The organism is Massilia sp. GER05, from assembly GCF_052056005.1.
GTDB lineage: Bacteria > Pseudomonadota > Gammaproteobacteria > Burkholderiales > Burkholderiaceae_D > Telluria > Telluria orientalis.
Map to the genome: position 1 here is coordinate 756,391 of NZ_CP178858.1, position 19,955 is coordinate 776,345.

The 19,955-nt window shown below is 56.4% G+C and carries 19 protein-coding genes, 1 tRNA gene and 1 pseudogene; 13 read left to right on the top strand and 8 right to left on the bottom strand.

Annotated elements, in window-relative coordinates; all coding sequences use genetic code 11:
- Nucleotides 1-27: 27 nt before the first annotated feature.
- Nucleotides 28-1,164: a Do family serine endopeptidase gene (locus ACL58G_RS03365; RefSeq protein ID WP_413380524.1), complete on the bottom strand. Its 1,137-nt coding sequence runs from the start codon at nt 1,162-1,164 to the stop codon at nt 28-30.
- 16 nt (nt 1,165-1,180) lie between these two features.
- Complete coding sequence (gene mscL, locus ACL58G_RS03370; RefSeq protein WP_413380527.1) at nt 1,181-1,615, bottom strand: large conductance mechanosensitive channel protein MscL; 435 nt, start codon at nt 1,613-1,615, stop codon at nt 1,181-1,183.
- Nucleotides 1,616-1,880: 265 nt separating this feature from the next.
- Here mscL and petA point away from each other — a divergent pair, with 265 nt between their 5' ends.
- The 6 genes from petA to ACL58G_RS03400 all read left to right on the top strand — a co-directional run bounded on the left by petA (nt 1,881) and on the right by ACL58G_RS03400 (nt 6,066).
- Nucleotides 1,881-2,495 carry a ubiquinol-cytochrome c reductase iron-sulfur subunit gene (gene petA / locus ACL58G_RS03375; RefSeq protein WP_413336911.1) on the top strand — a complete coding sequence of 205 codons (615 nt, stop codon included), beginning with the start codon at nt 1,881-1,883 and terminating at the stop codon, nt 2,493-2,495.
- A gap of 1 nt (nt 2,496) precedes the next feature.
- Complete coding sequence (locus tag ACL58G_RS03380) at nt 2,497-3,912, top strand: cytochrome b (RefSeq protein WP_160406902.1); 1,416 nt, start codon at nt 2,497-2,499, stop codon at nt 3,910-3,912.
- Nucleotides 3,913-3,941: 29 nt separating this feature from the next.
- Nucleotides 3,942-4,703 (top strand): cytochrome c1, encoded by a 762-nt coding sequence (locus ACL58G_RS03385; RefSeq protein WP_413336909.1) that lies wholly within the window; start codon nt 3,942-3,944, stop codon nt 4,701-4,703.
- Between the two features lie 90 nt (nt 4,704-4,793).
- Nucleotides 4,794-5,405 (top strand): glutathione S-transferase N-terminal domain-containing protein, encoded by a 612-nt coding sequence (locus ACL58G_RS03390; protein ID WP_036231132.1) that lies wholly within the window; start codon nt 4,794-4,796, stop codon nt 5,403-5,405.
- Nucleotides 5,406-5,495: 90 nt separating this feature from the next.
- Nucleotides 5,496-5,969: a ClpXP protease specificity-enhancing factor gene (locus tag ACL58G_RS03395; RefSeq protein WP_413380529.1), complete on the top strand. Its 474-nt coding sequence runs from the start codon at nt 5,496-5,498 to the stop codon at nt 5,967-5,969.
- A 21-nt stretch (nt 5,970-5,990) separates the two neighbouring features.
- A tRNA-Thr gene (locus tag ACL58G_RS03400) sits at nt 5,991-6,066 on the top strand.
- A 73-nt stretch (nt 6,067-6,139) separates the two neighbouring features.
- Here ACL58G_RS03400 and ACL58G_RS03405 read toward each other — a convergent pair.
- From ACL58G_RS03405 to ACL58G_RS03415, 3 genes and pseudogenes are all read right to left on the bottom strand, one after another.
- Nucleotides 6,140-6,760 carry a DVUA0089 family protein gene (locus tag ACL58G_RS03405; RefSeq protein ID WP_413380530.1) on the bottom strand — a complete coding sequence of 207 codons (621 nt, stop codon included), beginning with the start codon at nt 6,758-6,760 and terminating at the stop codon, nt 6,140-6,142.
- A gap of 107 nt (nt 6,761-6,867) precedes the next feature.
- Nucleotides 6,868-7,896: an RNA 3'-terminal phosphate cyclase gene (rtcA, locus tag ACL58G_RS03410; RefSeq protein WP_440965160.1), complete on the bottom strand. Its 1,029-nt coding sequence runs from the start codon at nt 7,894-7,896 to the stop codon at nt 6,868-6,870.
- A gap of 24 nt (nt 7,897-7,920) precedes the next feature.
- Nucleotides 7,921-8,640 (bottom strand): annotated as a pseudogene (locus ACL58G_RS03415) (RtcB family protein); the annotation flags it as partial.
- An 80-nt stretch (nt 8,641-8,720) separates the two neighbouring features.
- On the opposite strand from ACL58G_RS03415, the gene ACL58G_RS03420 reads away from it, so the two are divergent.
- From ACL58G_RS03420 to ACL58G_RS03450, 7 genes are all read left to right on the top strand, one after another.
- Nucleotides 8,721-11,129, top strand: a complete 2,409-nt coding sequence (locus tag ACL58G_RS03420) for a hypothetical protein (RefSeq protein ID WP_440965162.1) — start codon at nt 8,721-8,723, stop codon at nt 11,127-11,129.
- The gene (locus ACL58G_RS03425; RefSeq protein WP_440965164.1) at nt 11,122-13,179 is read left to right on the top strand and encodes a site-specific integrase; all 2,058 of its coding nucleotides are present in this window, start codon (nt 11,122-11,124) and stop codon (nt 13,177-13,179) included. Before ACL58G_RS03420 ends, ACL58G_RS03425 begins: the two co-directional genes overlap by 8 nt.
- 1 nt (nt 13,180) lies before the next feature.
- Nucleotides 13,181-13,720 carry a hypothetical protein gene (locus ACL58G_RS03430; RefSeq protein ID WP_440965166.1) on the top strand — a complete coding sequence of 180 codons (540 nt, stop codon included), beginning with the start codon at nt 13,181-13,183 and terminating at the stop codon, nt 13,718-13,720.
- 2 nt (nt 13,721-13,722) lie between these two features.
- The gene (locus ACL58G_RS03435) at nt 13,723-14,388 is read left to right on the top strand and encodes a hypothetical protein (RefSeq protein ID WP_440965168.1); all 666 of its coding nucleotides are present in this window, start codon (nt 13,723-13,725) and stop codon (nt 14,386-14,388) included.
- A gap of 39 nt (nt 14,389-14,427) precedes the next feature.
- Nucleotides 14,428-15,507 carry an IS21 family transposase gene (gene istA / locus ACL58G_RS03440; RefSeq protein WP_440962794.1) on the top strand — a complete coding sequence of 360 codons (1,080 nt, stop codon included), beginning with the start codon at nt 14,428-14,430 and terminating at the stop codon, nt 15,505-15,507.
- Nucleotides 15,504-16,289 (top strand): IS21-like element helper ATPase IstB, encoded by a 786-nt coding sequence (gene istB / locus ACL58G_RS03445; protein WP_413382469.1) that lies wholly within the window; start codon nt 15,504-15,506, stop codon nt 16,287-16,289. Before istA ends, istB begins: the two co-directional genes overlap by 4 nt.
- 123 nt (nt 16,290-16,412) lie before the next feature.
- The gene (locus tag ACL58G_RS03450; protein ID WP_440965170.1) at nt 16,413-17,150 is read left to right on the top strand and encodes a tyrosine-type recombinase/integrase; all 738 of its coding nucleotides are present in this window, start codon (nt 16,413-16,415) and stop codon (nt 17,148-17,150) included.
- 53 nt (nt 17,151-17,203) lie between these two features.
- Here the strand turns inward: ACL58G_RS03450 and ACL58G_RS03455 are convergent, their stop codons facing one another.
- From ACL58G_RS03455 to ACL58G_RS03465, 3 genes are all read right to left on the bottom strand, one after another.
- Nucleotides 17,204-18,193, bottom strand: a complete 990-nt coding sequence (locus ACL58G_RS03455) for a hypothetical protein (RefSeq protein ID WP_440965172.1) — start codon at nt 18,191-18,193, stop codon at nt 17,204-17,206.
- A 187-nt stretch (nt 18,194-18,380) separates the two neighbouring features.
- Nucleotides 18,381-19,106, bottom strand: coding sequence for a TIGR02391 family protein (locus tag ACL58G_RS03460; protein WP_440965174.1), 726 nt, complete (start codon nt 19,104-19,106; stop codon nt 18,381-18,383).
- 95 nt (nt 19,107-19,201) lie between these two features.
- The gene (locus ACL58G_RS03465) at nt 19,202-19,921 is read right to left on the bottom strand and encodes an HNH endonuclease (RefSeq protein WP_440965176.1); all 720 of its coding nucleotides are present in this window, start codon (nt 19,919-19,921) and stop codon (nt 19,202-19,204) included.
- Between the last annotated feature and the right edge of the window lie 34 nt (nt 19,922-19,955).

Genomic DNA, 19,955 nt, shown 5'->3' on the forward strand with positions numbered 1-19,955 from the left:
ATGAGGTCCAAATGAGGTCCAAACAATTCAGGGGGTCTGGCGCGGACGGCGGCCGACGGTCACGGCGATGGTCGTCTCGCGGTTCTTGCGCATGACCGTCATCTGCGCCTTGCCGCCGGGCGGCAGGTCGGCGATGAGGTTCATCATGTCGTTGGTGCTGCCAACTTTCTTGCCTTCGACGGCCAGCAGGATATCGCCCGGACGCATGCCGGCGCGGTCGGCCGGTCCACCGCGCACGACGCCGGCGATGATGGCGCCGCGGTCGCGCGGGAGGCCGAAGCTGTCGGCCAGTTCGGGCGTGATGTCCTGCGATTCGACGCCGATCCAGCCGCGCACGACCTGGCCATGCTCGATGATGGAATCGAGCACGGTCTTCGCCGTCGACACGGGAATCGCGAAGCCGATGCCGACCGAACCGCCCGTCTGCGAATAAATGGCCGAGTTGATGCCCAGCAGGTTGCCGCGCGTATCGACGAGCGCGCCGCCCGAGTTGCCGAAGTTGATGGCGGCATCCGTCTGGATGAAGTTCTCGAAGTGGTTGATGTGCAGGTTGTTGCGGCCCAGCGCCGAGATGATGCCGAGGGTGACGGTCTGGCCCACGCCGAACGGATTGCCGATCGCGAGCACGACGTCGCCCACGCGCGCCTGCCCGGGGTCGCCCAGCACGATCACGGGCAATTTATCCGCCTTGATGCGGATGACGGCGAGGTCTGTTTCCGGATCGGTGCCGACGATGCTGGCGGCCGATTTGCGCCCGTCCGCGAGGCCGACCTCGATCTCGTCGGCACCTTCCACGACGTGATAATTGGTCAGGATATAGCCGTCGCCGCTGACGATCACGCCGGAGCCCAGGCTGGCCATCTGTTCCTGCGGCGGCATCTTGTCGCCGAAAAACCGTTTGAAAAATGGATCCTTGAGCAGCGGATGCGTTTCGCGCAACGCCTTGCTGGTGAGGATGTTGACGACGGCCGGCATCGCGCGGCCGGCCGCGTCGCGGTAGCTGGCCGGCGCCGGGCCGCCGGCGGGCGCCTGTAGCACGGGCACTACCCCGCCGACCTGGGTCGGCGCGCGCCCCGTCCACGCCGGCCGCAGCGCCGCGATCACGACATAGATGCCGAGGGCGATCGTGACGGTTTGCGCGAACAGCAGCCAGTAGCGGCGCATCGGGGAACTCCTGTGTTCAGCGCTTCAGCGAATCGCGGATTTCACGGAGCAGCACGACCTCTTCCGATACTGCCACCGCCGCGGCCGCCTCTTTCTCTTCTTCCGCTTTGGTGAGCGGCGCACGCATGCGGTTCATCAGGCGCACCATCTGGAAGATGACGAAGGCAAGGATCACGAAGTTCAGCAGGATCGTGAAGAAATTACCGTACGCAAGCACGGCGCCGGCCTTCTTGGCCTCGGCCAGCGGCAAGCCGTATGCCTGGCCGTTGAGCGGGATGTAGTAGCTGGCGAAATCGAGGCCGCCGAACAGCTTGCCGATCGGGGGCATGATGACGTCCTGCACGAGCGAATCGACGATGCGTCCGAACGCACCGCCGATGATCACGCCGACCGCCAGGTCGACGACGTTGCCCTTCATCGCAAATTTCTTGAACTCTTCCAGCATAGCCATCACGGACCTCCCTTGTGTTTTTTAAAACCTTGTCAGGTTCACAGCGATGATACAGGAAACGTGGGTCGATCCGATCCGGCGAGATAACCATGTGGCCAAGTGGTCCAAGTCAAAAACGGGCGTTTTTGGAAGCCGCCTGCCACGGCAAACGTTTTTTCTTTAATTTGCAAAACTGTTCACCTATAATCGACTGTTGCAAAAAAGCCTTTTACTGGTTTGCAACGTATTGCATTGCAACATTTCGCATTTGACGAATGGAGTTGGTATGAGTAATGAGAAGCAGGTCGATTCAGGCCGGCGAGGCTTGCTCGTGGCTACATGCGCGGCGGGTGGCGTTGTCGGTGTTTCAACGGCCGGGGTGCTGGTCAGTACGTTGCAGCCCTCGGAACGAGCGAAGGCGGCCGGTGCTCCGGTCGAAGCGGATATTTCCGATGTCAAACCGGGTGAACTGAAAGTCGTGGAGTGGCGCGGCAAGCCCGTGTGGATCCTCCGCCGCACTCCCGAAATGTTGGCCAGTCTGCCGAAGAACGACAACCTCGTTGCCGATCCGAACTCCGATAAACCCTATCAAATGCCGGTGCCGGCATACGCGAAGAACGAATTCCGCGCCTACGACAAGCACAAGGAAGTGCTCGTCGTCGTCGGCATCTGCTCCCACCTGGGCTGCTCGCCCTCCGCCCGCTTTGCCGAAGGTCCCCAGCCGAACCTGCCGGACGACTGGCACGGCGGCTTCCTCTGCCCCTGCCACGGTTCCACATTCGACCTGTCGGGCCGCGTCTTCAAGAACAAGCCGGCCCCCGCCAACCTCGATGTTCCTCCGTACATGTACCTGTCCGACAACAAGATCTTGATCGGCAAAGACGAGAAAGGCGAGGCATAAGATGGGCGCAGCGTTCAAGGACACCAAACTCCCGGCCGACGCGCCGAAAAGCCACAAGGCCCTCGCCTGGGTCGACGACCGCTTCCCGCTGTCGAAGTTGTGGAACGACCAGTGGGGCCGCTACTACGCCCCGAAGAACTTCAACATCTGGTACCTGTTCGGCTCGCTGGCCATGCTGGTGCTCGTGCTGCAGATCGTCACCGGCATCTTCCTGACCATGCACTACAAGCCGGACGCCAACCTCGCGTTCGGTTCCGTCGAATACATCATGCGCGAAGTCCCGTGGGGCTGGCTCGTGCGCTACATGCACTCGACCGGCGCCTCGGCCTTCTTCATCGTCGTGTACCTGCACATGACCCGCGGCCTGCTGTACGGCTCGTACCGCAAGCCGCGCGAGCTGATCTGGCTGTTCGGCTTCGCGATCTTCCTGTGCCTGATGGCCGAGGCGTTCTTCGGCTACCTGCTGCCATGGGGCCAGATGTCGTACTGGGGCGCCCAGGTGATCGTGAACCTGTTCAGCGCCATCCCGTTCATCGGCCCGGACCTGTCGCTGTGGATCCGCGGCGACTACGTCGTGTCGGACGCCACGCTGAACCGCTTCTTCGCCTTCCACGTGATCGCGATCCCGCTGGTGCTGCTGGGCCTCGTCGCCGCGCACCTGATCGCGCTGCACGAAGTGGGTTCGAACAATCCGGACGGCATCGAGGTCAAGGAAAACCTGGGCCCGGACGGCCACGGCGTCGACACGATCCCCTCGCACCCGTACTACACGACGAAGGACCTGTTCGGCGTGTCGGCCTTCCTGCTGATCTACAGCGCCGTCGTGTTCTTCGCGCCTGAGATGGGCGGCTATTTCCTGGAATATAACAACTTCCTGCCAGCCGACTCGCTGAAGACCCCGCCGCACATCGCGCCGACCTGGTACTTCACGCCGTTCTACTCGGTGCTGCGCGCGACGACGTCCGACTTCATGTGGGTCGTGATGGCCGGCATTGCCGCGTACGTCGTGTTCATCTGGCTCCGTTCGCGCCTGTCGTACAAGACCAAGGTCGCGATCACCGTCGTCGCCATCCTGGCCGAGATCGGGATGCTGCCGCAGGTGCTGGATGCGAAATTCTGGGGCGTCGTGCTGTTCGGCTCGGCCGTCGTGATCCTGGCCCTGCTGCCGTGGCTGGACCATTCGCCGGTGAAATCGATCCGCTACCGTCCGAGCTGGCACAAATACGTGTACGCCGTGTTCTTCGTCGCGTTCCTGACGCTCGGCTACCTCGGCACCCAGCTGCCGACCCCGGCCTACACGCTGCTCGCCCAGGCCTGCACGCTGCTGTACTTTAGCTTCTTCCTGCTGATGCCGTGGTGGAGCGCGATGGGCCGGTTCAAGCCGGTACCGAAGCGTGTCACGTTCACCCCGCATTGATTCCGGAAACTAGCCAAAGGACAACCATGATGTTTTTCTCGAAAAAACTGCTCGCGGTCCTGGCCCTGCTGCCGGGATTCGTGTTCGCGAACGAAGGGACGGTCGCGCTCGACCGGGCGCCGGAACGCACCGACATCGCGTCGCTGCAAAACGGCGCCAAGCTGTTCGTCAACTACTGCCTGAACTGCCATTCCGCATCGTCGATGCGCTACAATCGTCTGCGCGATCTGGGTTTGAGCGAAGACCAGATCAAGAACAACCTGCTGTTCTCGGGCGAGAAGGTGGGCGACATGATGACGATCGCAATGCGTCCCGCGGATGCGAAATCCTGGTTCGGCGCCGTGCCGCCGGACCTGTCGGTGATCACGCGCGCGCGCGCCTCGAGCGCGGGCTCCGGCCCCGACTACATCTACACTTACCTGCGCACTTTCTACAAGGACGACGCCCGTCCGACCGGTTGGAACAACCTGGTCGTGCCGAACGTCGCCATGCCGCACGTGCTGTGGCAATTGCAGGGTGTGCGTACGGTCAAGATGGTCGAGGAACCGGATCCGCACGAGCCGGGCAAGACCGTGCACCGCTTCGCCGGCTTCGAGCAGGTGACTCCGGGCACCCTGAGTCAGCAGGAATTCGATACGCAGGTGGCCGACCTGGTCGGATTCATGGACTGGATGGCCGAACCGGCGCGCGATTTTCGCAAGCGCCTGGGCGCGATCGTCGTGATTTTCCTCGCATTATTCGCTTTCCTTGCCTGGTCGTTGAATGCTTCTTATTGGAAAGACGTAAAGTGAGTTGATTGCCCGGTTATAATGCGGGCAATGTCTATTCGGGGTGAGCCGCCTGGCGCTTCACCCCTTTGTTTCTTGAAGGAACTATAAACCATGATGGTTCTCTACTCCGGCACCACGTGCCCGTTCTCCCAGCGCTGCCGCCTGGTCCTGTTCGAAAAGGGCATGGACTTCGAAGTGCGCGACGTGGATTTGTTCAACAAGCCCGAGGACATCTCGACGATGAATCCGTACGGCCAGGTGCCGATCCTGGTCGAGCGCGAACTGATTCTGTACGAATCGAACATCATCAACGAATACATCGACGAGCGCTTCCCGCATCCGCAGTTGATGCCGGCCGACCCGCTCATGCGCGCCCGTGCCCGCCTGATGCTGTTCAACTTTGAAAAGGAACTGTTCGTCCACGTCAACACGCTCGAAAACGAGCGCAACAAGGTGGGCGACAAGAGCCACGACAAGGCGCGCGCCGAAATCCGCGACCGCCTGACGACGCTGGCTCCGCTGTTCCTGAAGAACAAGTACATGCTGGGCGACGAGTTCTCGATGCTGGACGTGGCCATTGCTCCGCTGCTGTGGCGCCTGGATCACTACGGCATCGAACTGTCGAAGACCGCGGCACCGCTGATGAAGTATGCCGAGCGCATCTTCTCGCGTCCGGCCTACATCGAAGCCCTGACCCCGTCCGAAAAGGTGATGCGCCGTTAACGCGCCACCTCCGTTGCACGCCAGTTTACGCCGCCGCAGGCGAATCGAAGTACACTGGCGTGTAACATCTCGCATCATTCCGATCACACCATGCCCGACATCTCCACCAAGCCGTACCTGCTGCGAGCCATTTACGAATGGTGCACGGACAGCGGCTACACGCCTTACCTGGCCGTCAAGGTCGACGCCGCCACCACGGTTCCCATGGAATACGTGAAAAAGGGCGAGATCATCCTGAACATCAGCTACGGCGCGACCTCCGGGCTGAAAATGGACAACGACGCGATCACCTTCCGGGCGCGCTTCAACGGCGTCTCGCGCGAGCTGTACATCCCGGTCCACAACGTGCTGGCCATCTACGCCAACGAAAACGGCCAGGGCATGGCCTTCGACGTGTCGACGACGGCCGCCGACCTGTCCCCGCCCGCACCGGAACCGGCAGCCGCCCCGGCTCCCGGCCTGGCTGCCGTCCCGGCCAAGACGTCCGAGGTGTCGCATGTACCCGACGACGACGACGAACCACCCAAAAAAGGTGGACGCCCCACGTTGACCCGGATCAAATAAGGGTATAATTCTGGCCACATTGCCGGCTTAGCTCATCAGGTAGAGCAGTTGATTTGTAATCATCAGGTGGCGGGTTCGAGTCCTGCAGCCGGCACCAAGATTCAGCGGTAAAAACAAAGGGTTACGCGCTCACGCACGTAACCCTTTTGTGTTTGGGCGTTCAGGGAAGCTTACGAACGCTTGCGGCGCAGCAGCCCGAGAACACCGATACCCAGCAGCGCCAGCGATGCCGGCTCCGGCACGCCCGCCGGCGGCGTCACGGCAGCCGTGTCGACGTTCAGGATATCGAATGCCCAGTGCCCATCGCGCTTGTCGCCGGCCGAGTCGACGAAGCCGTTGCGGAAGTTCTCATTGGCCACGCCATCGCGCGCGAAGCCATCGGCCAGGTTCAATCCGGCGGCGAAGTTGTTGAACTGCTGGACCGTCACCGTGTAGGTCCCGGCCGCCAGCGCACTCTTGTAGTTCACGTCATAGCAGCGGCCCGTCATGAGATCGGCGGCGACGTCGCCGCAGTCCGCATCATCCTGCTCGTAAAGCCTGGCACCCGTACCGTCGAATAGCGACAGGATCGGGTCAAAGCCGCCACGGGCGATCGTATCGCCGAGCGCATTCACACCGCCGGCGTACGACCAGCTGCGCAGGGTCACGGTCGACGTGCCGCTCACCGTGAACGTAAACCGCTGCACGTCGTTGTCATGGCTGAACGCCCCCGTGAAGGACAGGTTGGTTGCGTGTGCGGCAGTCGTCGCAGCGGCCAGCGCGACCATGCCGGCGAAAGTTCTCAATTTCATTTTGCTTCCCAGGTCAGTAGACACCGGAAAAGGCAGCAAAACCTGTGCCACATAAAAATGCAATTGATTTACATAGGGAATTTATTTTATGTCCAGAGAATGTAAAGTTATCCGACATCATTGCGCATTACCGTACAGCGGTCGACACCATCAAGCCGATCGAACGTGAACCGCACAGGCAGGAACGTCTCGATCACCTGTGCGTTGGTACGCGCATGCATCGACACCTCGTCCAGCGTAAAACCCCCTCCGTCGGCCAGCGCGAGCGGGAGCATCATCTGGTCGGCAAGATATTCCGCGAATGCCGCGTGCGACATCAGGTACTTGCGCGCGCGCTGCACGACCTGGCGCGCCACCTGTTCGGACGTGACGGACTTTTCGCCGAACGCCGAGAACACCTCCGTCGCGTGTTCGTAGTCGAGGGTCAGCATCAAGGCATTGCCCGGACCCTGATCGGCCGGCAGGGCGCGTATCAGTAGCTGGTCCTCGCCCCAGTTCATGACCCTGCCGACGCATTCCAGTTCGCGCTGCCCGACCCGTCCCGGAATGCCGGCCACGAACGCCTCGGCGTACGCGGCACGGCGCTCGCCGCGCGTCATCCACATGTGCGGCCGGAGCAGCGCGCATGGCTCCACGCGGGCGACGACGATGCCGCCGCCGGCCGGATAAAACCCGAAACGCTCCAGGCGGATGTCGATGCGGGCGCCCATCTCGGCCAGGCGTGGGCACCAGGCGCGCTGCAGGAATTGCACGGGCGGCGCCATGGGGTTGTGCGTCCCGCCCGCGAGCCGCAAGGTCGACGGCTGATCCGCCTTCAGCAGGGCCGGCAGCACGGTCTGCAGCACCAGGGTGCAGCTCCCGGCCGTGCCGATGGCGAATTCATAGTCGCCGCCGGTGATCGGCCCCGGCACGAACGTCAGGTCCTGGCTGCCGAGTACGGCGCCCGTCGCGTCGCCCCCGCACACCTGCAAGGCCGCCTGCACGGCCACGAGGTGCTGGCGCATCAGGCCGGGCCTGGCGCGGTTCGCGCGGATGTTCCGGATGCGGAAGGACCGCCCCGTGATCATGGCGAGCGTCAGCGCGCTGCGCAGGATTTGCCCGCCGCCCTCGCCGGCCGCGCCATCCAGTTCGATCATGCCATGTCCTTTCATCCTCTCATTTCATCCCTTGACGCAGACGATCTGCTTCAGGGTATGCACAACTTCGACGAGGTCGCTCTGTGCTTGCATCACGGCGTCGATGTCCTTGTAGGCCATCGGGATCTCGTCGATCACGCCGGCATCCTTGCGGCATTCGACGCCCTCGGTGGCGCGCACCTGGTCGTCGACCGAATAGCGGCGCTTGGCCTCGGTACGGCTCATGGTACGGCCGGCGCCGTGGCTGCAGCTGTGGAAGCTCTCCGGGTTGCCCTTGCCGCGCACGATGTAGCTCCTGGCGCCCATCGATCCCGGAATGATACCCAGCTCGCCCTCGCGCGCCGACACGGCGCCCTTGCGCGTGACCAGCACGTCCTTGCCGAAGTGGTGTTCCTTCTGCACATAGTTGTGGTGGCAGTTCACCGCTTCCACGTGCGTCTCGAACGGCTTCCTGATGACCGTGCGTACGGCCGCGATCAGGTTCTGCATCATCACTTCGCGGTTCATGCGTGCGAACTTCTGCGCCCAGCCGACCGCTTCGACGTAGTCGTCGTAGTGTTGTGTGCCTTCCTTCAGATAGGCCAGGTCCTGGTCGGGCAGGTTCGCCAGGTGCGTGCGCATGTCCTGCTTGGCGACTTCGATGAAGTGCGAGCCGATCGCATTGCCGACGCCACGCGAGCCGGAGTGCAGCATGAACCACACGAAGCCCTGCTCGTCCAGGCAGATCTCGATGAAGTGGTTGCCTCCACTTTCCCTGATTGACAAAACCTTGTCAGAGCCGGATGATTCCACAGCTAAATGCCTGAAAGAAAGGATATTTTTCGGTGGAAGTGGTCCAGAATTTACAACAAGATGAGCTGACAATTGTCAGTCGCAGTCTTCTACGTGTGACTGCTGACGAATGGGACACTCCCGAAGAACAATTCGAACGCGTTCGGGACAACGCACTGCACCTGCTGCTGGAGTCAGCGGCAACCGGCGCTCCTGGGTTCCAAGCCCAGATGAGAAGAGCACTGTTGCTGTTTGACTGCTTCTTGAGGGTTATAAGCGAACCTGCGATTTCATCACCCGTCGCCTTTGTCACTGCCCGCTTCCAGGCGCTTCAAGCTTTGTTCTACGGCGCGCTTGGCTCTAAACGTTTTATCGACGTGTCCGAGACAACGCGTATCAACTATGCATTTGGCTTTTACAAGGTTCTCGAGCGGCTGAACAATAAGTGCCCCGTCTTGCTTGCCGACCATCGCCAAAAAGCCGCTTACGGTATTCCCAAAGAACTTGTCAATTCTTTTGAAAAACTCGAATTAGATAGTAAGCAGGTTCAGAAACTGCGTCCGTACCTTCTCACATCCAAATCAGGCAAAGAGTACAACGTCCTCCTAGGGGACATGGTGCCAATTCTCGGTAAGCGCTTTACGGATGCGTTCCACGACGGGTTGCGCACAATAGCTAGGCCAGTCGCAAAGAGCACAGGGCTACGCGATTTTGGCACGACGTTTACTCAGTTCGTGCGTCACCACGCTTCAATGCATCAACCAATTTCAGTCGAATTACTTAACGAGCCGCCGTTCGTTCAAACGCTCTTGGTAGAGTTCATGGAATACCACTTCATGAAGCTCACGCGCCGCAATACCCCCGTACAGGAAGGCACTCTCGGCTCCCTCCAGAAACTGTGGTCACGCTACCAGGGCTATTGGAGCTCGCTAGTTCGTCAGAAGATTGTAGCGGCCCCAGCAATCGCCTTTCCCGCCGGCAATCCAAAGCTCCTCTCAGGTACAGCAGTTGCTCATCGAAGACTCCAAACAGATGCCGACGGTAATACAACGCTAGTCACGCAAAAGCTCATCATTCCCGTCCCGTTGCACGTCACGGATGAAGAGGCCACCAAGCTGCTCTTCGACCAACTGAAATGTGATTTCAATGTCGTACAAACATGGCTACATAACCACCTCACTTCCTTCTTCAAGGACTACGAAGTGGGTAAAAGGTTGGCGGCAGAAGTAGCGGCACTTCCTTCAGATGATGAGCTTCAAAAGGTCGGCCTGAAGCCGAAGTCTAGCGAACCCAGCCAGACTAACTTTGCATATGCAATTAAATACTTTAAGCAGAAACACAATGGGTACACGAACACATCCCTTATCGCAACTCCTATTTACCCAGAATTGTCAGCACGAGGCCGCATCCCTAAGGAACGACTAGCGCGCTATCTTGGAATACCTAGTCGACCCGAGGCTATGGCGTTCATGGGATTTCTGGCGTCGCACGACGGCCGCTTTTCTGAGGCAGCGTTAGCCTCCGCGATGTTGTGCGATGGCACAGGTAAGCAAATTAATGCAGTTGAAACTGATGCTGGGCTAATCCTCACAGTCCTCAAGGAAAGGGACTCCGGAGACGGTTGGCATGACGTACTGTTGAAAGAGGAAACGGCCTCCACTGTCCGGCTTTGGATTCAAATTACGGCGCCTCTCCGCAAGTACATGCAAGACCATAACTTCGAAGGCTGGCAGAATCTCATTATCTACACCGGCCAGTCCCTGGGCGCTCCGTCCTATTTCACCCGCAGCAGCAACATCAACTCCACATTCAGGCACTTTGCGCTCGCAAACCAAAAGCGGCTTGGGCATCTAGCGACGTCCGTCACTATCCCTAGAATTCGTTCAACACGCGGTGTGATTGTTTTTCTTGAAACCATGGACATTACACGGATGGCTCGGGAACTCGGCAACACCAACGAGACATCCCTTAGACACTATCTCCCGGATTCCATCTGGAACTACTTCACGACACGTTGGCTACGTATTTTTCAGAACCTACTTATCGTCGAAGCCACCAGGGATACTCCGTATATGCAACGCGCCTTACACTTCAGCAGTGCTGCCGAGATGGACGAGTTCCTGAAGAACCATGCTGTTGCTCCTCTCATCCCCCGGCAGGAGAAAGAAAAAGCGTCTGAGCACAGTGCCCCCCCTAGTGCCGACAAAACACCAAATGAACTGATGGTCACTGCCAGTCCCGGCCTGTTCGCCACGCTTTTATCGATAGCGGAGGCTGTCGCTGAAGCGACTCGGCTAGGACGACGCCTCGCAGCCCATGCAGTGTATTGGGCAGAATTCGCGAAGCGTCTCAAAGCGCATGTGGAAAGCGCCGATTTTCACGACCGAGGAATAAAACAAATGATGTTTTCGGCGGCAGCCAACACCAACCCCGCAAACTTTATGGAGGTGGTCTGTGCCTAGCGCGCTACCGAAGGAGCTGGGCTTCATCAGCCAATTCCGCCTCGCAAACCAGAGCATCGAGAATGCAATTTGGCTCGATAACGGGTTCGATGCCGAGGTATGGAAATGCAAGTTTGGCTCCATAAACACCACCATTGACTTCCGAAAGGCAACCAAAAATGGAACGCTACTCACTTCTCCGAAGAACCAGCATTTATTGCGCAGCTTTAAACGATTCCTTTGCCTGCAGACCCATCCCCTTCTAACCGGCAGCATTATCGTGAGTCCAAAAACAGCGCGACTTCGCGTCGGAATCGCGCTGCATGTGCTAGACTTTTTTTTACTTCAAGACGACAAGCTAGATGTTGCAACGAATGGCTTCAGCCTTGTGACCGAAGACGATGTCATGGTATTCATCGACATCCTTACGGCGCATCGTTCTATCAAAGCCAGTATTTACGAGCCAACGAAGCGCATTGTTGAGTTCTTGTCTTCCGTCGATGTCCCGCCGGAAGAATTCTCGCGTATAAAAAAATCCTCCCCAGACTTATTTCATCTGGGTTCCAGAAACCCAGACTTAGTCTTACCCACCGACCAAATCCTCAAAGCAAGGGCTTGGTTGAAACTCAACGGATTTTATACACCGGGGAATCACGGTGGCTCGGCCGAATTCAAATATCGCCTTAACCGTAAAGCGTTACTTAAACTCATCATAGGAAACAGAGTCTTGTCTGACCTCAAGTTCGACGGAATCGTTCTCGAAGGACTAGATGTTTCTCCTACTAACCGCTTTACAAGGGAGTTACCAGCCGTTCCAGTTAGCAATATCGACGAAGATGAACGTGCAGCCTCCGAATTCGTTACAACTTACATCGCTGCATTGAAGAGCATGCAATTAGTTCGCCAGCACGACATAGACCTCTTGCCTGACCATGCATTAGCTGTGCTTGACGATGATGAGTTGCTTCAGAAGGAGCGGACCAAGGAGCGTTCCCGGTTTACTACTTTGCCATTTGAAGTCGCCAACAACGCTTTGGGGAAAGCAATTGAATTTTACTTGGAATACGGGGAGCCGTTAATTAATTATTACCTTGCCTTGGCTGCCGCTGGCGGCGACGTTCGAGAGCTGGTGATACCTATTCCTATCAAGCTAAAAGAGCTTGGAATTACGGCCTGGCAGCTCTCTGCCAATACATCAGACGAGTTCTTTATTCAACTCAAGAATGGGCGAAGCCTTTACAACATGCTGGAGGTGTTATACGGCGCAATTGCAATTCTTGTGAATACTCTTATGGCACGTCGAGTTTCTGAATTGAATGACCTTACTCGAGAGAGTATTGTCGAGGACTCGGGCTGGTACTTCCTTGCATTCAACTTAAGAAAGGCAAACGTGCTCGAGCACAGGGAGCGTGCACTTCGCCCGCTTCCCGCCCTAGGTGCCGAGGCTCTCAAACTGCTAGCGAAGCTATCTACGTCCTTGTCCGATTTGGGATACGAGACTAACGGCTATTTATTCAGTTTCCCGTTTAGCGCCTGGCATAGTAACGTATCTTCCTTCGGAACTTGCCAACCCGACCTGAGACGTTGCTTCGACAGATTCTGTGATTACTATGAAACGGCGACCGATGACCAAGGCAGGCGTTACTATATCCGCGCACATCAACTGCGTCGTAATTTCGCAATGCTGTTCTACTGGCAAGGCTCTTTCGGCGGGATAGAGGTCCTACGCTACTTCCTTGGCCACAAGAAGCCCTCGATGACTTACCGGTATGTGACGGAATCCATTTCAGGAAAGGTGCTCAGACGCGTCAAGGCGACCGTAGCTAAAGAAATGATTAAGGCAGAGCATTCTGCAACCCAAGACCTCGCGGAACTCATTTGCGCACGATACGGCGTAACACTTAACGAGCTGCATATCCTGCCGGAAAGAGATGTCGTCGACTACATTGAGGACCTGATAGCTTCAGGAGAGGCTGAAGTTGAGCCAGAGTTCATCGACGGCCCTAACGGCGAAGAGTACCGTATTCTCTACAAAGTTTTTAATAAATCCAATCAATCAAGCAAAGTCTAAGATGACTGAACCGACCCCAAAAGCGTTTCCCACAAAGTCTGAATCAGTAAGCAAAGAATATCAGATTCTCAAGGACATTGTTCGGTCACCGGAATCAGTCGACGAAAATTTGCGACAAACCCTCCTCCCGGCTTTATCCAATCAAGGCAGCCTCGCTGCTTTTGAATATCCGAAGTCCGGCATCATCGGAATGTCACTAAATACGCACAAAGCTATTGCCAACGGCATTATTGAAGGAGGTTACGAAGCCCTAAATAGCTACCGAAAGGCCGCTCTTGAAAAACTCGGAGAGCTCGCGAATAGGAAGGACCAACCAAGTCGTGGCACGATTGATTGGTATAAACGAGAACTGGCGATGAAGAACGAACAGCTTAAACGAGTTACTGATGACATCACGCTTATGAGCCAGCGTCTTGATGAAGTAATGGCCTTCGCACAGAGAATGGCCAAAGCAGCAGGAAAAGAGAATGAATTCCAGAAACGGCGTGCTGAATTACTAAGAAAGTTCAAAGAACCGAAGGTTGGCCCGGAGATAGACTAAACGTGACCATTCAAAGCAAGCTCTACTGCATTACAACGGAAGACTGCAAGCTGCCGCTGCATGCAAAAAGCAAATATCCAGCTCACGACATTCCTCAACTTCTCTGGCCAGACGGCACAGTTTGCTGGCTGGCCAACCTCTTCCTATTAAGCGGATACAAAAAAGGACGCTCAAGGAAGAATAAAGGAGGAACGCTCCTGACTTGGGCAAAAAATCTGAGCCATCTAATCCGATGGTGCTATTTGAACGAAGTGGACTTCACAGACCTACATGATAGTCACTTCGCTTTGTTCATCAATACTCTGCTGAACGAAAAAGATAGCGAACATCCAGAGAAAAAAAAGCGTACAGACCAACAAGTTAACAATATCTGCTCTACCGTCCTCAATTTTCTTTCATTCGTGGATAGTCGCTTTACAGAGCTTAATCTTGTTGGTCCAGACGGACAGATTCGAGCCGAGCAGAAGACATACCAGATTAAAAACAAGAGGAACGGAAAAACCATTAATAGGACCGGCTGGGTTCATGAGGCTGTTCCGCAACGCAGGAAGTCCAGGAGACGCCAGCCTATTTCTACCTCCGCAGTCAACCGCCTATATATAGCCAACGACCAATTAATTGCTGTCAGCAGCGGTTGTAAACTGATACAGGCAGCGATTGAAAACTGATACACCGATTTGAGAAGATGGCCGCTTTGCGGAGCGGCCTTGAAACCCAAAGAGGTGTACGTGGAAGTCAAGCTACTGAAGAAGCATGGGTTGAGCCTTCGGCAGATTGCCGCTGAAGTCGGCTGCGCAGTGAACACGGTGCGCCGGCATCTGGCTCTGGAGGCCGTGCCGAAGTACGAGCGCAAGGTCAAGCGCCAGACGAAGCTGGCGCAATTCGAGCGGTATCTGAGGGATCGGCAGCAGGCCGCCCAGCCCGATACGATTCCAGCCACGGTGCTGTACCGTGAGATCGCAGCGCGCGGCTACGAAGGCGGCATGAGCCAGCTGCGCGCCTTCATGCGCACGCTGCGCCCGACGCCGCCGGTAGATCCGGTGGTGCGTTTCGAGACGGCGATGGGCGAGCAGCTGCAGGTGGACTGGGTCGAGTTCCGCAAGGGCAGCGCGCCGCTGTATGCATTTTGCGCCACGCTCGGCTTTAGCCGGGCCAGCTATGTGGAGTTCGTCAGCAACATGAAGGTGGAAACCCTGATCGCTTGCCACGAGCGCGCTTTCGCTGCCTTCGGTGGCGTGACGCGGCGGGTCCTGTACGACAACATGAAGACGGTGGTACTGGAGCGCGACGCTTACGGCGAAGGCGAGCACCGCTTCCATGCCGGCTTCCTGGACTATGCCAGGCATAGCGGCTTTGTGATCAAGCTGTGCCAGCCGTACCGTGCCAAGACCAAGGGCAAGGTCGAACGCTTCAACGGTTATCTGCGCCGTTCGTTCTACGTGCCGCTGGTGAGCCGGCTGGCGCAGAGCGGCCAGAAGCTTGATGTCGTAACGGCCAACGTGGAAGTGGCTCACTGGTTGCAAGAAGTGGCCAATGCACGCATCCACGGCACCACCGGGGAGCCGCCAGCCGCGGCGTTGAAGCGGGAGTCGGAGCACCTGCAGCCACTGCCAGCACCGTGGCGGGCAGACATTGCGGCAGCCCGGCCGCAACCGGCAGTAACGGCGCCTGCGGCACCACGGCCGGCGGCAGTGGTGGAGCGGATCGCGCAACCTTCTCCGGTACAGCATCCGCTGCAGGTCTACGACGCGCTGCTGATGCGGGTATCGGAAGGAGTGGTGGCATGAATCTGCAGCATGAGCGGATCGCGGCGCTGTGCGAGAGCCTGAACCTGCCGTTCGTGGCGCAGGGCTACAGCGCCGCAACCCAGAAGGCAGCCAAGCAGGGAACGGCCTACAGCGACTTCCTGGAAGGCTTGCTGAGGGAGGAAGTAGCTGGACGCAATGTGCGCAAGCAAAGCACGCTGACCCGGCTGGCCGGATTCCCGGCAGTGAAGACGCTGGATGAGTTCAACTACGACTTTGCCAAGGGCGTCAAACGCAGCCAGGTCGAGGAGTTGGCCGGCCTGGGCTTCGTCGAACGGCATGAAAACGTGGTACTGGTCGGCCCCAGCGGCGTGGGCAAGACGCACTTGGCAATGGCCCTCGGTTACAAGGCCACGCAGGCCGGCATCAAGACGCGCTTCACGACGGCAGCCGACCTGTTGCTGGCGTTGACGACGGCGCACACGCAGAACAATCTGAAGGCGGTGATGCACCGCGCGATCAAGGCATATCGGCTCCTGATCATCGACGAGATCGGCTACTTGCCGATGAACCGGGAACAGGCCAATTTGTTCTTCCAGGTGATCGCGGCCATGTACGAGCGCAGCAGCCTGGTCGTGACCAGCAACCTGCCGTTCGGGCAATGGGACACGACCTTCGCGCAGGACACGACGCTGACTGCGGCCCTGCTCGACCGGTTGCTGCACCATGCGCATATCGTGCCGATTGCAGGGGAAAGCTATCGCTTGAAACACCAGCGACAGGCCGGAATGATGAGGGGGAACGACGTTGCAGAACTGGGCTGAACACGGACGGTGTTCGGCGACGGCGGTGTATCAGTTTTAAATCGCTGGCATGACGAAATCTGTATCAGTTTTCAATCGCCGTTGACAATTGCGTCTCCATTCGTTTGTCGGCGAAGATATATTATGCTCCGTTTGCTCGAAATGACTGGCGGTCGACGTATCGAGGTAGCACAAATAAAGGTCAAAGACATCGAGGAGGCAGGTAAGACAGGAGAGCTTCGGCTTTTTAGTGCAAAACAAGGGCGGGATGACGAATATCGGTATGTGCCTGTTACACAGGCCGACATTAAGGAAATCCTATCGTTCATTAGGCACTATCGGCAGCGAGTAATTCGAACAACCATCGGCTTGAAAAACGACCATGGCTACCTTTTCATTGGAGCCGACTTGGGGCAACCTCTTGAAATCAATACTCACGGCACAGAATTTTATTTGCTGAGGAAAGCTGCAGGAATTGATAACGAAGAAGCATGTCTGCATGCTTTCAGACATCGCTACATCACAAACATCCTCCGCGACCTCATCCGGACGCACCGATACCAGAACGAAGATGACCTTCGTAATGCGCTCTCAACAGAAACTTTGAAGTTAAAGCTAATGGAGTGGACTGGGCATACCAGCATCGATTCACTCGACCATTACGTTCATCTTGCGTTTGAAGCAGAGTCAAATTTCCAAACGACCCTCGACCTGATGAAGGCGAAGAAAGTGGTGGACTCCTTGCAAGTTATGCTGGCGGACTACAGCGGCAAATTGCGCACATCCAAAGTTACACCCGACATCATCAACACTTTGGCAGATGTTGTTGCGGCGGCCTCATCGGAGTTACATGAATTACTCTACGTGCCACAGGCTGCATGAGCTTGGCGTCCCGTATCTTAGCGACTCCTAATAACTACACCGGCTCTAGTCTTTCATTTCTTATGAAACACATAGAACTCAGTAATCAACGCCTCCTCCCTTTTAGGAAAGAAGCCGAAATCGAGCCCGTGAGCTCTCAAGATGGCAGCCATAAATAGAGAGCTCAATATATATAAGTGAAAAAGAATACCCTCTGCATTATAGTCATGCTGAGCTTCCAGCAGTAAAGAGTTATGACTCGAGTGCGCGTACATACTCATGAGATGATATTCTAGTTGCCCATAATTTTTGGCAAGTGGAGTATATTGCAGCAAATCATTCCAGCTTAGTGCACCATTAATACCTACACGCCACCTACCACTCCCTACTAACCTTTTGCTTTCGTCGCTCAACACAGCATAAATAGGATGTGCCTCTATTTCCGACAACAAGTTCTTTTTCTTCTCACGGAGCCCTGCAATCTCCTGTAGATATAGTCTTTTCTGCCCCTCAAAATTTTTCGTCAACTCAAATGTTCGCTCGTTATCAAACATCCCCGAAAGCGAGTAGCATTTAAATTTAAAGTCTATCTCTCTCAAATCGTTTTCAGCCAGAATCCCTTGAGTGACCAAATAGTTAAAAGTAAGATAAAGCTCATGGCAGGAACGAATAAGAACATAAACTGACTTAATATCTACATACGAGTATTCTGGACTATATAAATAATTAACCCCCCGAGTTAGAACAAGGATTGTATTATATTGTTTAAAGAAAATTTTAAACATGCCATAGTGGCTATGTTCGATTTCGGACATTGTTGACATTGCTTTCTCTAAATGCCCATGCACCTTAGAAAGCATTGAAAACATTATTGAAGGCACCTCGTCGTTTTGTATTTCATTGGTGTACCTCTTGAATTCCTCAACCGTTAAGGCCATATTTATTCCCCGATTATCCGTCCTCAAATACCTATAATTTCCTTGCAAGCTTACCACAAGACCAATTCTTTCCGTAGCATTGCCCTCTATTTGAGAGATAAGTTGGGTGAATAATGCGCTCAGCATTGTCAGCAGCCCGAAGTGATGCACATACATCAAGCTTGGGTACCTGTGAAGGCCGGCCTGCGGCGTCCAATTTCAAAATTTTTGCTCCTTGGAAAAAGTATCAAACCTGATGATACTTTGTGATACCAAGGCATACTCGACAGGACCGAGCGCCTCCGATGAGCACACGGTGCCGTACAGGACAATTCTAGGGTTTGCCTTTGTTGGCGCTGTCCAGCTTTCGATGAACCAACGATGCAAGCGTCAATATATCAAGCGCATCCTGTTCCGACATCGGCCACTCGACCTTTGGGTTATGAGCTAGCGGATTCCGAACGGTACCGAACAGCCCCACAACGAGGCTCACAAATCCACGTTGCTCCCCTCGTTCAGTCTCGGTCTGTAGGGAGTTGATGGCGAGTCGTGACGTCCCGTCTTTACTCAAACCAAAGGCACGTTGGACCAGGTCGGCACCATCCCCATCTAAACCAGAAAGAGCTCGAACTTTCGCGGCAATGCTCTTCGTCGCTTCAAAAACTGCATGGAAGTAGTTTTGGTCAAGCAGCTCGGCTCGACAGAACTGCAGTACATGCGGGTGTACGTTTCGAGAGGTCAAAGCGGCAGACAGTCGGCTAGCTCGCCGTACCGCTTCGTCGACAGACCTCGCCGCTTGGACGCGCCGAATACGTCCATCCTCGCGTAACTCGTAGCCGCTCAATGAGAGGACTGCATTCAGCTTTTGGCGACGCAGGTGAAACACCGTCCGGTTGTCCGTATATCGAACGGGGTCCATGGCCCGGGTGACGACCATCAGCAGGTGGTTGCCTACCTGCTTCTCGTTCTGAATGCTCGCTATGGCGTTATAAAGGCGCTTCCACTTTGTATTGGACGCGTCTACGTTCTGGAATTCCGGCGTCGCCCAGAATGAAAGCAATCTCGAAACCGGTCAGGCCGTCATTCGTGTCACCCAACACGCGCGCAACAGCTTCAATATGCTGGGACGAAAATGGCGCGATAGTATCCATGAGTTTAGGCTGCCTTGCGAAGCTCACTAGTTCGGTGAAATGCTAGATATGGCAAATGGGCCTGCTTCAGATGGCGAATGGTCCATTCCGTCGACACCCCCAGCTGTGCCTTAGCCGCCGCCGGCAAGGCTGCGGACACAAGTAAGCCGCCCTGGTCCGAGAATGAAATCCAGCCGCCATCGAATAGCGCATCAATGTGGGGAGCGAGCAGAAGCCCATTGAATACATCCAGCCTCTCGTCGTCGCTCAGGCACTTAGCCCAGGGTTTGATATGCGAAGCTCGCAGCAAGGCAGGCACGGCGAGGCCGGTGACGCAACAACGCCCCTGCCAGTAATCCATCAGCGCATTTCGAAATAGGTCTTGGCCTACACGCTGTACTACCAGGCGCTCCGCTTCAGTCGTTTGCGGCAGGTGTAGGGTCCCACGTCGGAACTGGTCTGCTACACGATTGGGCATAGTCTTGGCGATGGCTGAGGCGCGTTGGAGCGTGGCATAGAGCTCGTCGAGGTCGGCCACAGAGACGGCACTATCATTAGCGCCATCTAGCAGTACCGCTGTCGAAGCTGAAACGCGAAATCCGCCGCTGCTGGTATGCACAAGAACCACTTCGGGGAACTGGGCCGAACGTAGCTCTAGCCCGCCATCAGTAAGCAACGATGGTGTGCGCTCAAAGCCGCAATCTGCAGCAGCCTTCTCCAGACGAAGACGCTCCAGCGGGGTCATGCCATGCCGTCCGCCTGCTTCTCGTTAAACAGGG